Annotated in this window: 13 protein-coding genes; 9 read left to right on the forward strand and 4 right to left on the reverse strand. The window is 52.5% G+C overall.

Annotation, left to right across the window (positions count from 1 at the left end; genetic code table 11):
• Positions 1-7: 7 nt before the first annotated feature.
• Positions 8-2,221, reverse strand: a complete 2,214-nt coding sequence (locus tag ACVBEF_RS17550; RefSeq protein ID WP_447125218.1) for a TonB-dependent receptor — start codon at positions 2,219-2,221, stop codon at positions 8-10.
• 184 nt (positions 2,222-2,405) lie between these two features.
• Entirely contained in the window at positions 2,406-3,059 is a 654-nt protein-coding gene (locus tag ACVBEF_RS17555) for an ankyrin repeat domain-containing protein (protein ID WP_447125219.1), read from the reverse strand.
• A 348-nt stretch (positions 3,060-3,407) separates the two neighbouring features.
• Between ACVBEF_RS17555 and ACVBEF_RS17560 the strand changes: the two genes are divergently transcribed.
• The 7 genes from ACVBEF_RS17560 to pqqE all read left to right on the forward strand — a co-directional run bounded on the left by ACVBEF_RS17560 (position 3,408) and on the right by pqqE (position 9,417).
• Positions 3,408-5,132 (forward strand): outer membrane protein assembly factor BamB family protein, encoded by a 1,725-nt coding sequence (locus tag ACVBEF_RS17560; protein WP_447125220.1) that lies wholly within the window; start codon positions 3,408-3,410, stop codon positions 5,130-5,132.
• A 133-nt stretch (positions 5,133-5,265) separates the two neighbouring features.
• Positions 5,266-5,835 (forward strand): c-type cytochrome, encoded by a 570-nt coding sequence (locus ACVBEF_RS17565; protein WP_447125228.1) that lies wholly within the window; start codon positions 5,266-5,268, stop codon positions 5,833-5,835.
• Positions 5,836-6,110: 275 nt separating this feature from the next.
• Complete coding sequence (gene pqqA, locus ACVBEF_RS17570; protein ID WP_447125229.1) at positions 6,111-6,185, forward strand: pyrroloquinoline quinone precursor peptide PqqA; 75 nt, start codon at positions 6,111-6,113, stop codon at positions 6,183-6,185.
• 118 nt (positions 6,186-6,303) lie between these two features.
• Entirely contained in the window at positions 6,304-7,233 is a 930-nt protein-coding gene (pqqB, locus tag ACVBEF_RS17575; RefSeq protein WP_447125230.1) for a pyrroloquinoline quinone biosynthesis protein PqqB, read from the forward strand.
• Positions 7,230-7,976, forward strand: coding sequence for a pyrroloquinoline-quinone synthase PqqC (gene pqqC / locus ACVBEF_RS17580; RefSeq protein WP_447125221.1), 747 nt, complete (start codon positions 7,230-7,232; stop codon positions 7,974-7,976). Before pqqB ends, pqqC begins: the two co-directional genes overlap by 4 nt.
• Complete coding sequence (gene pqqD / locus ACVBEF_RS17585) at positions 7,973-8,236, forward strand: pyrroloquinoline quinone biosynthesis peptide chaperone PqqD (RefSeq protein WP_447125222.1); 264 nt, start codon at positions 7,973-7,975, stop codon at positions 8,234-8,236. The genes pqqC and pqqD overlap by 4 nt, the downstream gene beginning before the upstream one ends.
• Positions 8,237-8,241: 5 nt before the next feature.
• The gene (gene pqqE, locus ACVBEF_RS17590) at positions 8,242-9,417 is read left to right on the forward strand and encodes a pyrroloquinoline quinone biosynthesis protein PqqE (protein WP_447125223.1); all 1,176 of its coding nucleotides are present in this window, start codon (positions 8,242-8,244) and stop codon (positions 9,415-9,417) included.
• 192 nt (positions 9,418-9,609) lie between these two features.
• Here the strand turns inward: pqqE and ACVBEF_RS17595 are convergent, their stop codons facing one another.
• Positions 9,610-9,987 carry a hypothetical protein gene (locus ACVBEF_RS17595; protein WP_447125224.1) on the reverse strand — a complete coding sequence of 126 codons (378 nt, stop codon included), beginning with the start codon at positions 9,985-9,987 and terminating at the stop codon, positions 9,610-9,612.
• A 254-nt stretch (positions 9,988-10,241) separates the two neighbouring features.
• On the reverse strand, positions 10,242-10,934 hold the full coding sequence (locus ACVBEF_RS17600; protein WP_447125225.1) for a nucleotidyltransferase domain-containing protein: 693 nt from the start codon (positions 10,932-10,934) through the stop codon (positions 10,242-10,244).
• 168 nt (positions 10,935-11,102) lie between these two features.
• Between ACVBEF_RS17600 and ACVBEF_RS17605 the strand changes: the two genes are divergently transcribed.
• Together ACVBEF_RS17605 and ACVBEF_RS17610 are read left to right on the forward strand one after the other, a co-directional pair.
• Positions 11,103-12,341 carry an eCIS core domain-containing protein gene (locus ACVBEF_RS17605; protein WP_447125226.1) on the forward strand — a complete coding sequence of 413 codons (1,239 nt, stop codon included), beginning with the start codon at positions 11,103-11,105 and terminating at the stop codon, positions 12,339-12,341.
• Positions 12,342-12,546: 205 nt separating this feature from the next.
• Positions 12,547-12,849 (forward strand): helix-turn-helix domain-containing protein, encoded by a 303-nt coding sequence (locus tag ACVBEF_RS17610; RefSeq protein ID WP_447125227.1) that lies wholly within the window; start codon positions 12,547-12,549, stop codon positions 12,847-12,849.
• Positions 12,850-13,093 lie beyond the last annotated feature (244 nt).

Here is a 13,093-nt window from a genome sequence, read left to right on the forward strand (position 1 = left end):
AGCTTCTCTAAGCGCCCGGTTCATCGAGCACGAATCGATTCCCACCATCAAAAGTATGCCCGGCACCATTAAAGAAATTCTGCCCCAACACCCCAAAATTCGCATACTGCTTATTAAACAAATTATCAACACGCGCAAACAATTGCAGCTGCTTAGTCAACGAATAAGTCGTATCCAGATTGACCATAAAGTAACCCGGGATTTTGCCGTTGCTGTCTTGGTTATTCTCGTCACCACGCGCAAAGATATTGCTGCGATAGACCACGTTAGTCCCAACGTTCCACACCGGTGTAGCGCTGTAGTCGAGACGTAACTTGAAGGTGTTTTGTGGAATGCCCGGCAGCTTGTTGCCACTGTTGACGGTGATGTCGCCGTTGCTGTTGGCGCTGGAGTTACTGGCGCTGTGTTCGACAAAGGCGGTTTGGTAGGTGGCGTCGATATAGCTGTAAGCCATCGTCACACCCAGATCGCCGACTTGGGTGTGGGCGGCGACTTCTAGTCCCTGGCGACGTGTTTTACCGACGTTTTGAAAGTAACCGGTGGAAGACGACGCGCCGCTGCTGCTGATGAATTGGATATCGTTGTCTAGCGCGGTGCGAAAGACTGAGGCGCTCCAGTTAGTGGCGTTGCCTAGTTTGCCGCGTAGACCGAATTCGCCGGTTCTGGCGATGACCGGTTTTAAGGCCGGGTCGGCGATGAAGTCATTTGGCAATGAGCATGGGGCGTTAGGGTCTGCGCACGCTAGTTCAATGGCCGTTGGCGTGCGCATGCCTTCGTTGTAGGTGGCGTAGGCGGTCAATGCCTCGGTCGGATTGTAGGTCAGACCTGCGCCAGGGTTGAAGCGGGAGAAGGTGTTTTTGCCGTTCAGTAGCGGTTGCAAGCCGGTCTGGTCGCTGATGTTGACCCGTGCAGAGTTGTAGCGACCGGAGCCGGTGAGGGACCATTGCTCGTTGAGCGCCAAGGTGTCGGAGGCAAAAACACTGAGGTTACTGTTGTGGGTTTTGGCGTCGGTGCGCAGGGCAAAGTCATCGATGCCTACCGTATTACGGCCATTCTCAAACTGGGCGTCTTGCGCTAGTTGCTTAAAGCGGGCATTGGCAAAGTCACCGGCGACGCCGACGACGACATGATTGTCCATGGCGCCGAGCTTGCCGAGATAGCTGAGTTGCGCACCGAAGCCGTAGCTGGCTTGATCGATGAGGGAGCGAGTATTGTTGGCTTGCGGACTATTCGCATTCGTGGGGTCAAAGTCACCGTTGACGTTGCTGCTGATATTGTCGTTTTTATAGTTGCGATAGTACGCATTGGTCGACAACTGTAGTTTGTCGTTATAAAAATGGCTGGCGGACAAACTCAACATTTGCGCGCGGTTGATGTTTTCGTCGGGGAAGGTGTAGGCCTGACGGCGATTGTCGAGAAACGAGCGCGGGATGGTTTGCGTGCCTTGCAGATCGTTGTCGGCGGCGGTCAGACTTAAGGAGACCGTGGTGTCGGCGTCCTGATACCCCACCTTGCCGAAGAATTGCTTGACCCGACTTGGGTTGTGATCGCCCCAACCGTGGTCCAGTGAGTCATTGGCGGTGAGGAAATAATCGATGTTGCCGACGGTACCGCCCTGCTCGACTTCTAGCGTTTTACGACCGAACGATCCGCCCGATAGTTCGACTTGACCGCCGGGGTTAGTGCGGCCATTTTTGGTGGTGATCGCCAGTGCGCCACCTAGTGTATTGAGACCGAACACCGGGTTCGAGCCGGGCATGACCTGCAAGTTGGCAATCGCCGATTGCGGTAACAAATCCCAGTTAACGACGTCGCCAAAGGGTTCGTTGATACGCACACCGTCTTGAAATACCGACAGGCCTTGCGGTGTACCCAGTAGCGGCGAGGCGGTGAAGCCGCGATAGTTCACGTCCGGTTGGTAGGGATTGCCCTGGGCCGAGTTGATGGTGACGCTGTTGACATTTTGCTCGAGGAATTCGGTGATGTTGCCAGCGTGTTGGCGCGCAATCGCTGTGCCATCGACGCTTTGCACGGCTGCGGCCACGTCACGCAACGGCAAGCCAAGACCGGACAGCGGGGTGGTGCCGATGACGACAATGTCAGGTAATGTTTGATCGCTTGATTTGACTGTATCGGCAGCGAAAATGGGACCCTGCAGTAGTAATAAGACACTTCCGAGCGCGATTGCGGGCGCGCCGGGCAAGGATTTGCGGCTAGACATGTTCATCTCCAGATATTTTTTTATAATGAATGTGGATTGCTCACTGCATACAAATGACGGCGCAAAACGCATAACAAGCACTGACAATTATTCTACGCAGCAATATTCATGCCGACCATAAAATATGGTCGGCCGTAGCGTTTCGTTGCAGATATGGGATAGGTGACGGGTAATCGTGGCGAGATTATTTGCGCGACTGTAGTAGCTTAACAACATCGAGATGGCCATTTTCATCGGCCATTTGCAATACGGTTTTGCCGCGATTATCGATCAGCGCCGGGTCAGCGCCGCGCTCGAGTAGCAATTGTGCCGTCTCCACATTCCCGGATGCGCCAGCCCACATTAAGGCGGTCAGGTCGTTTTGGTAGAGCGCATTCGGGAGTACGCGTTTGGTGTCGAGCAAGTACGCAACGATCTCGGTTTGCCCCTTGCCGGCAGCGTAGACCATCGCACTTTTGTGCATTTGATCGACTGCGTTGACGTCGGCATTTTTATCGATCAGCAACCGCGCCATCGCAGGATGACCGTAAAAGGCGGCGGACATCAAGGGCGTGACTTTTTCTACGTTGGCAAGATTGACGTCGGCGCCGCGGGCAATCAGCAGCGCCACGATGTCCATGTGATCACCTTTGATGGCCGTCATCAGTAACGAGTCCCCGTTGCGGTTGCGGGTGTTGGGTGCGGCACCTCGCTCGATAAAGTCTTTGAAGGTACTGGCGTTGCCGCTGCGGGCGGCCGCCAGCGCCTGGCGATTGAGGTCAGACTGATCCTGGTCAGCTGCCAGGGCTGCGACGTTGGTGATGGTTGAAAAAAATACTATTAAAAAAACTGACCGCATGACTTTCATCTTTTGTCCTGGTTGTTACCTGATTGTTGCGTTGTTGTTGCGTTGTTGTTGCCTGATAATTTTGTCGTCATTTCTTGTGCACGCTTAGTACATATTTCGCGTTGTAGCCATTGTAATGAAGCAATTTTTCAGCGGGGAACTATTTTTACTAGATTGCATTATAAATACGCGATATTATGCGAAATCGGAATTATGTCCCAGGCAATTTTACGCCTTGTATTTAACACTGATATGTCGGCAATTCGTTTGCACCACATCTGGTTACGTATGGTGCGACGACAAAATAAGAGTATTTAAGTTATCTAAAACACCACCAAGTAACATCCTAAGGGGAGAATTATGAAGACAGCAATGTTTAAACTAGCCAGTCGATGTGCGCTGGCCGTATGCGTGATTGCCAGTTCTGGCATCGGCTACGCGCAAGAAACGCAAGGCGGCGCAGGTATTAAACCGGTACCGATGTCCAAAGCCTTGGTCCCGGTCAGCCAGGCCATGCTCGACGGTGCAGCCAAAGATAGCAAAAACTTTTTGCACACCAACGGCGACTACGCACAAACGCGTTTTTACCCGGCGTCGCAAATCAATTCCAAGAACGTAGCGACACTGAAGCCAAAGTTTGTATTTCAGACCGCCATGATCGAATCGATGGAAACAGCACCGATTGTGGTCAATGGCGTGATGTTTCTCACTACCTCCTATAACTATGTCTACGCAATCGATGCGGTGACAGGGCAGGAATTTTGGCATTACAAACATAAGATGGGCCCGGTGACGACGTTCTGTTGCGGACCGAACAATCGCGGTGTCGCGGTCTCCGATGGCAAGCTCTACATGGGCACATTGGATTCCAAACTCATTGCGCTCGACACCAAGACCGGCAAATTGTTGTGGGAAACTGAGATCGCCGATCCTGAAAAAGGTTACAGCGAAACAATGGCCCCGACAGTGGCTGACGGCAAAGTCTTAATCGGCACCAACGGTGGCGAATACGGCATCCGCGGCTTCGTCAAGGCGTTCGATGCTGCGACTGGCAAACTGGTCTGGACTTTCTATACCATCCCAGAAAAAGGCCACGAAGGCGTGTGGGCTACAACGGATGCAACCGGTCGTGATATGCACCGTGATATCGCTGCTGAAAAAGTCGCTTTCGCTAAAAAATCTGACTTCCACGAGACCTTGGGTGGCGGTGTCTGGACGACTCCGGCGATCGATCGCGCTACTAACACCGTCTTTTTCGTCGTCGGCAATCCATCGCCTGACTTGTACGGTGCTGAGCGTCCGGGCGACAATTTGTATACCGATTCACTGGTTGCCATTGACCTCTCAACCGGCAAATACAAATGGCACTCACAGTACATCGCACATGACGTGTGGGATCTGGATGCAGTGAGCCCACCGATTCTGGTGGATGTCAAAGACAAGAACGGCAAGATGATTCCAGGCGTGATCCACGGCGGCAAAACCGGCCATGTGTATGTGCATGATCGTAGCAATGGCAACTTGATTCGCTTCTCAGACGCTATGGTCCCACAAGAAAATATGTGGACCCTGCCGACTGCTACCGGTGCACGTATGTTGCCGGGCGCAAACGGTGGTGTGGAATGGTCACCGATGGCCTACAACGCTGGCGCACGCTTGACCTATGCGCTGAACCTGAATCAACCGATGACGTATCAGGTCGATGGTTCAAATTATCCGAACGGCAAATTGTGGCTGGGCGGCGCGTTTAAAAATGCAGCTGGCGAAGAGCAATCAGGCAACGTTACCGCTGTGAATATCGACACCGGCAAAATCGCATGGCAAACCAAAACCGCTCAACCGATGATCGGTGGCGCCTTGGCGACAGCGGGTAATCTGGTGTTTGCGGGCGAAGGCAATGGTTTGTTCAATGCCTACGATGCTAAAACCGGCAAAGTGCTATGGCAATACCAGTGCGGTGCAGGTGTTAATGCGCCACCAGTGTCGTACATGGTCAACGGTAAGCAATACATTGCCGTTGCTGCTGGCGGCAACTCGCAAATGGACTTCAAACGCGGCAATAGCGTGATGGTGTTTGGTCTGTAAGTGCATGGTAATAGCGGCATATATATTGCTTTAGGCTGCTGATTTAACCAAAAAAGAGAACGCGACGCACATCGTCGCGGTCTCTTTTTTATTCTTTACTAGGTATAGAAACAAAATGAAAGTAACTCACCTGATGCTTGCGGCAAGTTTTGCTGCCCTGTCCGCCCTGTCCTTTCAAAGCCACGCTGCTGATATTGAAGCTGGAAAGACCAAAGCGGCCGCCTGCATGGCCTGTCATGGCGTGGCGGGCAACTCAACCATGCCGCTCATTCCGGTGTTAGCCGGACAGAATGCGCGTTACCTGTACCTGGAATTGCGTGACTTTAAAGAAGGTGCGCGTGTCAATCCGATGATGTCCCCGATGGCGGCGAATCTGTCTAAGGAAGACATGCAGGATCTGGCGGCCTATTTTGCTGCGCAAACGCCGACTGCGATCGATTTCAAGGCTGATCCTGACCGTGTAAAACTAGGATTTGCAAAGTCCGAAGAAGTGCTGTGTTCGATGTGCCACCTCGGCGGAATGAAGGGGCAGAATGAAATCCCGAAACTGTCCGGTCAGCATTACGAGTACATCAAAAAACAACTGATGGATTTCAAAGCACGCGATCGGCACAACGATGCGGGCAATATGACGTCCGTTGCGAAAACATTAAGTGACGACGATATTGTTAATCTTGCGCAATACATCGCCAATATTCATTAAAACAGTCATCGTCCGAAATATGAACAATGCAAACCGCAACTGCTCCAATTTGGAACGCCACTCAATGAACCGCAGGTAGTGGCGGACCAGAAAAATTGGGCATGAAAGTTGCTGCAATTTGTGGTGATTGTCTGAAACGTCAGTGTACTTACTGATCAGTTACTGATGAGCGTACAATCATTTACATATAGTCAACTTGCAATACCATTAAATATGTTGTAATACCGAGTAGTAACCGTTGTACTTTATTAATGTAAAAAAACTGGAGATTTAATATGAATTGGACTAAACCTGCATTTACAGATCTACGTTTTGGTTTTGAAATCACAATGTACATTGCGAATCGTTAATTGATTCTCAGGCGGCGATGGGTAAAACCAATCGCCGCCTTTATTACTGGCCTCAGATGTAGTCTCACGTTTTACTCTCTTCCGTCGTTCCGTATTTCTTACCCACTCCATAACAACAATAATGAAAATCATCGTATTAGGCTCGGCCGCAGGTGGTGGCTTTCCGCAATGGAACTGCAATTGCAGCAATTGCAATGGCGTGCGCAATGGCACCATGAACGCTACGGCCCGTACACAATCATCGATTGCTGTCTCAGCCAATGGGTACGATTGGGTATTGATCAACGCCTCGCCGGATATTCTGACCCAGATTCGCAACACCCCCGCTTTGCAACCGAACCGCAAGCAACGCGACACCGGCATTGCGGCGGTGATCCTGATGGATGCGCAAATCGATCACGTGACCGGATTGTTGATGCTGCGCGAGAACCGCACACCGTTGCAGCTCTATTGCACGCCATCGGTCCGGGATGACCTGACCACCGGTTTGCCGCTCATGCACGTGCTGTCGCATTATTGCGACGTGCAATGGCATGCGTTGCCGACCAATGAATTTACTCCCCACACCGCCATTGAAGTGCCGGGAATCGAGGGTATTCGCTTCACGCCGCTGGCGCTGAAAAGCAAAGCGCCACCGTATTCTCCGCACCGTGCCGACCCGCAACCGGGCGACAACATCGGGCTGATGATCGAAGATATCGCTACCGGCAAAAAGCTGTTTTATGCGCCCGGTCTGGGTGAGATCGAACCGCACGTTGACGCTGCAATGCAAGCCGCCGATTGCCTGCTGGTCGATGGCACGCTATGGACTGAGGATGAAATGATTACCCTGGGCTTCTCTAAAAAGAAATCCGCCGACATGGGCCATCTGCCGCAAACCGGTGATGGCGGCATGATCGCCGTACTCGATGCCGTGGGCGCACGCCGCAAAATTCTCATTCACATCAACAACACTAACCCGATTCTGGACGCCGACTCTCACCAGCGTGCGACCCTGACCCAACACGGCATTGAAGTCGCCTTTGACGGCATGGAGATTGTTTTATGACGACTATCACGTTGGCAGAGAAGATAGCGGTAACCATCGACAGCGCGCCCTGGAACCGTGAAGAATTTGAGGCGCAATTGCGTGCTAAAGGCGCGGGCTATCACATCCATCATCCGTTTAACGTCAAGATGACCAACGGTCAACTGAGCGATGATCAGGTACGCGGCTGGGTCGCCAACCGGTTTTACTATCAAATCAAAATTCCGCAAAAAGATGGCGCGATCATTGCCAATTGCGATGACCGCGAGACCCGCCGCAAATGGGTGTTGCGCATCCTCGATCACGACGGCTGGGAAGACAATGCTGGTGGCATGGAAGCCTGGACCGCGCTGGGCGAAGCGGTCGGGATTCCCCGCGCTGATTTATGGTCGTTGAAACATGTCGTGCCGGGCGTGCGCTTTGCGGTCGATGCGTATGTCAACTTTGCCAAGCAGTCGCCGTGGCAAGAGGCAGTCTGCTCGTCGCTCACCGAAATGTTCGCTCCGAAGATACACAAAGACAGATTATCGAACTGGCCGCAGCATTACCCTTGGATCGACACGGCTGGCCTCCAGTATTTCCGCAGTCGCATTTCGCTTGCCGAACGCGACGTCGAACACGGGCTACAAGTGACGCTGGAGCACTTCACCACCCGCCAACAGCAACACCGTGCGTTGGACATTTTGCAGCTCAAGCTCGATATTTTATGGTCGATGCTCGACGCAATTGATCGCGCCTACCCCGACATACCAAAGGCCTTATGAACACTTTTCCTGACAAACCAAAGCTGTCCAAATTATTTCGATTGCAATGGGAAGAAGCGCAGATCAGCTATGTGCTGCTGTATCCGGAAGGCATGGTCAAACTCAATCACAGCGCCGGTGAGATTTTAAAGCGCTGCGATGGCGTGCGCGATTGTGCGGCCATTGTGAGCGATATAGAAACCACTTTCGACGCGCAAGACCTGACCGACGATGTCGAAGAATTTTTAGAAACCGCAACAAAACAGGGCTGGATTAGCTAATCACGATGGATACGCACAATACGCTTGCCGAAACACCTTTGGCCTCACCTCCCCTATGGTTACTGGCAGAGCTGACGTATCGCTGTCCACTGCACTGCGTGTTTTGCTACAACCCCCTGAACTACGCCGAAAACCGCCATGAGCTGACGACTGCGCAATGGTTTGACGTGATGCGTCAAGCGCGCAAATTGGGCGCGGCGCAACTCGGCTTTTCGGGCGGCGAACCGCTGCTGCGCGACGACTTGGAAGAGCTGATCGGCGAAGGTCGACGGCTGGGGTTTTACACCAATCTGATCACCTCCGGCGTCGGTTTGACCGAGCCGCGTATCGCTCGGATGAAAGAACTGGGACTGGATCACATCCAGCTGTCGTTTCAGGATTCGACCAAGGAAATGAATGATTTCCTGACCAGCACCAAAACCTTCGACCTCAAATCGCGGGTCGCTAAACTGATCAAGCAATACGACTATCCGATGGTGCTCAACGTGGTGTTGCATCGCTATAACCTCGATCACATCGACCGGATTATTGAGATGGCTATCGAGATGGATGTGGAATATCTGGAGCTGGCTAATACCCAATACTACGGCTGGGGATTAATCAATCGCGCGCAGTTGCTGCCAAGCCGCGAGCAACTGGTGCGGGCCGAGGCGGTGGTGAATGCCTATCGCGCAAAAATCGGTAACAAGCTGCGCATTTTGTTTGTGGTTCCCGACTATTTTGAAGAGCGCCCGAAAGCCTGCATGAACGGCTGGGGGTCGGTCTTTTTAGCCGTCGCAGCCGACGGCACGGCCTTGCCTTGCCACGCCGCCAAATCGTTACCGGGCTTTGATTTTCCCAATGTCACGCAGACCAGCGTGCACGATATCTGGCATCACAGCGATGCCTTCAACCGCTATCGCGGCGACGCCTGGATGCAAGAGCCTTGCAAAACCTGCCCGGATAAAAAGAAGGATTTCGGCGGCTGCCGTTGTCAGGCTTTTGCGCTGACTGGCGACGCGACTAATGCGGACCCGGTATGCAGCAAATCTCCCCATCACGACGACTTGCAAAAGATCGTCATCCACGCGCAACCGGGACAAAAAATCGGTGCGCCGCAAGCTGCTGCGCAACCGATGTTGTTTCGCACGGATGCGAATTCGCTGCGCTTTGCCAGCGGCGCTGTTACTGTGAAAAAATAATTGTGCTATGCGGTTGATCCAAGGGTGTTGACATTGAGATTTGAAAAAACCGTTCGTACTGAGTAGCCCGACAGGGCGTATCGAAGTATATGTATGCGTCGGTGCATCTTCGATACGGCACTTTGTGCCTACTCAGTCCGAACGGGCTTAGGGTACATCATAAACTTTATCTCTCAACACGGCCTAAACACTTCAGTGCCGATGTTCAGCCTTTTCCTGCGTGCGGCGATGCTCGCTGCGCGCATCGATTAATTCCACTTCTTGCACCGCATGACTACCCAATAACCGGGCCGTGATCAGCGCCAGTTGTTGCAACGCTTCGCAAGCCGGAGCGCCAATCGCCAGCGCACGCACATCGGCGTGATAAAGATCGGGCTTGGATTGATAAAGCTCGTTGGCTTCGATGATATCGAGGATGGCCGTGATGCCCTGCGAGGTCTCGGTTAAGAGCCGGGCATAGTCGAGCAGGAAAAACCGCTCTTGAATATCGGTGAGATGTATGGGCCGCTGTTGGCTGGCCTTGTCGGAAGAGTCGTCTGGAGATGGTTCGGAGGCATTGGTAAATGGCATCGTTCTATCCTTTAGTCCGGTTGAACCGCTCCCGTTGAAGTACGGGGTGGGCGGCAAATGATGAGTCTGAACAACTGGGCGTCTTAAACCATAAACCAGTAAGCCTCGAAGGCTTCCTCACCACCGCCGCCCAGAGAGGACGAACTTAGGTCCCAGTCCGCATGACGCGGTCCGGGGTTTAAGACACAACAGGTGTTCAGACCTGTATTCCTTTTTGAGGAACGGGGACACGATACCTCCACTGAAAACGGAGGTCAACTGGAAAATGGGGATTTTTTTTGATGACGGTTTTGTGCTGTGGTTTGATGGTTTGCGTGGCTCATGACAGGTCGTCCAATGCCTGCGCTACCGATTTGGGCAATGTCATGTTCGGTTCCTTTAACAAAGATTTTCGGTTGCTCCAGCACCCGCATGATGAATGACTTTCCATCGTGCACGCGTTGTGCAAATTCGTCGGGAGTGTATAGGGTCGGATTGACTACGCGGCCCAACTCGGTCTGGACTGGCAACAGCAGTTCGAGCAACTCGGCATTGGACGGCAGCCGTCCTATGATCATCAAGTCAACATCACTGTCGGCATGCTCGCTGCCTTTGGCCAGCGAGCCATAGACAAATGCCTGATCCACCAGCGCCCACACAGGCTGTAATGCGGCACGCAGTACATCGGCCACGCCGAAAGTTTTCAGAACAATGGCGCGTAGCTCGGCAAAAATGGGGGCGTCATGATTGGCTTGGTAGTGCTTCTGATTGCCCACCCGGTGCACCGTCACCAGACCGGATGCTTCCAGCCGCGCCAGTTCCCGCTGCACCGCGCCCGATCCCGACCCCGCCAATCCGATAATTTCATTGGCATAAAACGACCGCTGTGACTGACCGAAGACGACGGCCAGCACGCGCTGTTGTGTTTTGCTAAAAAGTACATCTGAATAAATACCCATAATGGGCATGATAATACCCTCCAGCAATGATGCGCTGACTCTCCCACACGCTGGGATGTCAAATTCAATTGCAGCATCGCCTCAGAAGCAGGTTAATATTTAAACAATCAACATCCAATCTCCCTTGACAACGCTGTCGTAGCGTTCATTTCAGCGCCCTTATAAAGATCCAACAAGATGACCTCCCCATCGCAAGCGCCGCTGCAAGAACCACCTACTCACCAGCCACACACAGCTCAGAGAGCGCCAGATAAACAAGCGGCGTATACGCATAGTTTTGCCGATGACTACCCCGCGGCGGTGAAGCAACGCAAACTGTCGGACATGCTCAACAACAGCCCCGGCGTTTTGCAGCAGAAGGCGCTGGCCGACATGCTCAACAGTCCACGCGTGCTGCAACGGCAAGAGGACGGCGAGGAATTAACCGCTCAGATGGCCCCTGCGCAAGCAATGGAAGAAGTGCCGCTGCAAGCAAAATGGATGTCTGATGCGCCGGTTCAATTAGTCCAGACACCCGCCGCAAAACCCAACAACACCGGCCTGCCCAATGCACTTAAATCCGGCATAGAAGCGATGTCCGGCATGGCGATGGATCACGTCAAAGTCCACTACAACTCTTCGCAACCGGCGCAATTAAACGCGCATGCGTATGCACAGGGCAGCGATATTCATATTGGGCCGGGGCAGGAAAAACATCTGCCACATGAGGCCTGGCATGTGGTGCAGCAGGCGCAGGGGCGGGTTCGGCCGACTATGCAGATGAAGAGTGGCGTGGCGATCAATGATGATCGAGGATTGGAGACGGAGGCCGATGTGATGGGGGCGCGGGCGGCCCAATTATACGCATCCCAAGCGATGCCAAGACCCGCGCCCGGCTATGTAGAACAGGCAATTCAGTTGGTAAAAATTGCAGCTGTGGGTGGCAGGCCTGCTGATGTCTCGCGCAAGCTGGCTATGAACAGATGGAAAATGAAAAAACGTAAGGGATACACATTTGCTACCTGGAAGAAAGGATATGAAGCACAACACATCATTCCGTATTCGCTGGCAAGAGATCATGCAACTGCCGCGGCCTTCTCGACCGTGAATGACAGTTACAACGGAATGATGCTGCCTTCCGGGAGGGACAAAGCAGCGGCCCCTGTATATAAAGCTAATGCCAGGTTCATGAAAAGACCGCGCCATATAAAACAGGGATGGGCGCATCCCGAATACAACAAATATGTTTTAGCAAAAATATTGGCTTTACGAAAAAATACAAAGGGAAAGCTCAGTGGACCGATGATGCGAACTCTGGCTGATGAATTGCGTCTTGAAACAAAAAAAATGGATCCAAAAGATGCGATAGACGATATAGGGATCAGCAAGCTTAACCATGCCTATGGATTGAGGCCACGTCTTGCACCGGTCATTTGAAAAAAATTTTCGGTAACTCCGCTTGGTTGGCTCACACACCGATTACGATAAATGGACAAAGAGGAATAGAGGGAAATGAGCTACATAAACCCGTCAAGCGCTATGCCTGAGCTTACCAAAGCCTGGATAGCGCTACAGGATTACGCCCTGTTACGCCCTGTTACGCCCGATTCGCAATAGCGCTGATTTTGAACGCATACACGCATTGGCAGACGATTTATCTGATGAAGTAGGGGATGACGAGGATCATCCTTTATTTTCGTTATTCGAGATTGCAATGGAGCTCATTGAACGCTGGGAAATCGAGCATGTCGTTATTCCAGATGTGGAACTCAAGGAAGTCTTGCGCTTCTTATTGGAACAAAACGACTTAAAACAAAAAGACTTAACCGACATTGCATCGCCAACATTAATTAGCGACATATTGGCGGGGCGACGCAAGATCAGCAAAGCGCTTGCCAAAAATCTCGCCAATCGCTTCCACGTGAGCGTCAGTGCTTTTATGTGAAGTGTGGCAATAGAAACAGGCGAGTAAAAGACATCAAAAACACCGTGCCCGCTTCAGTGCCGCTGCGGAACTGTTTGATGAACTCAAAAGACCAAAATAGAAAAACTCGCCATTTGCACACCTACTTTCGTAGGACCCTCCCCGTTGAGGAAGACGTGTGGCGAGTGTGTTGGGGAAGTATTTAATACTCCCCCCCCCCCCCCCCCCCCCCCCCCCCCCCCCCCCCCCCCCCCCCCCCCCCCCC

The sequence above is a fragment of the Glaciimonas sp. GG7 genome (genome assembly GCF_052976905.1).

Excerpts from the sequence above, each read along its gene's own strand:
- ACVBEF_RS17550 (WP_447125218.1), bottom strand. The coding sequence starts at position 2,221 with ATGTCTAGCCGCAAATCCTTGCCCGGCGCGCCCGCAATCGCGCTCGGA.
- ACVBEF_RS17555 (WP_447125219.1), bottom strand. The coding sequence starts at position 3,059 with ATGCGGTCAGTTTTTTTAATAGTATTTTTTTCAACCATCACCAACGTC.
- ACVBEF_RS17560 (WP_447125220.1), top strand. The coding sequence starts at position 3,408 with ATGAAGACAGCAATGTTTAAACTAGCCAGTCGATGTGCGCTGGCCGTA.
- ACVBEF_RS17565 (WP_447125228.1), top strand. The coding sequence starts at position 5,266 with ATGCTTGCGGCAAGTTTTGCTGCCCTGTCCGCCCTGTCCTTTCAAAGC.
- pqqC (WP_447125221.1), top strand. The coding sequence starts at position 7,230 with ATGACGACTATCACGTTGGCAGAGAAGATAGCGGTAACCATCGACAGC.
- pqqD (WP_447125222.1), top strand. The coding sequence starts at position 7,973 with ATGAACACTTTTCCTGACAAACCAAAGCTGTCCAAATTATTTCGATTG.
- pqqE (WP_447125223.1), top strand. The coding sequence starts at position 8,242 with ATGGATACGCACAATACGCTTGCCGAAACACCTTTGGCCTCACCTCCC.
- ACVBEF_RS17595 (WP_447125224.1), bottom strand. The coding sequence starts at position 9,987 with ATGCCATTTACCAATGCCTCCGAACCATCTCCAGACGACTCTTCCGAC.
- ACVBEF_RS17600 (WP_447125225.1), bottom strand. The coding sequence starts at position 10,934 with ATGCCCATTATGGGTATTTATTCAGATGTACTTTTTAGCAAAACACAA.
- ACVBEF_RS17605 (WP_447125226.1), top strand. The coding sequence starts at position 11,103 with ATGACCTCCCCATCGCAAGCGCCGCTGCAAGAACCACCTACTCACCAG.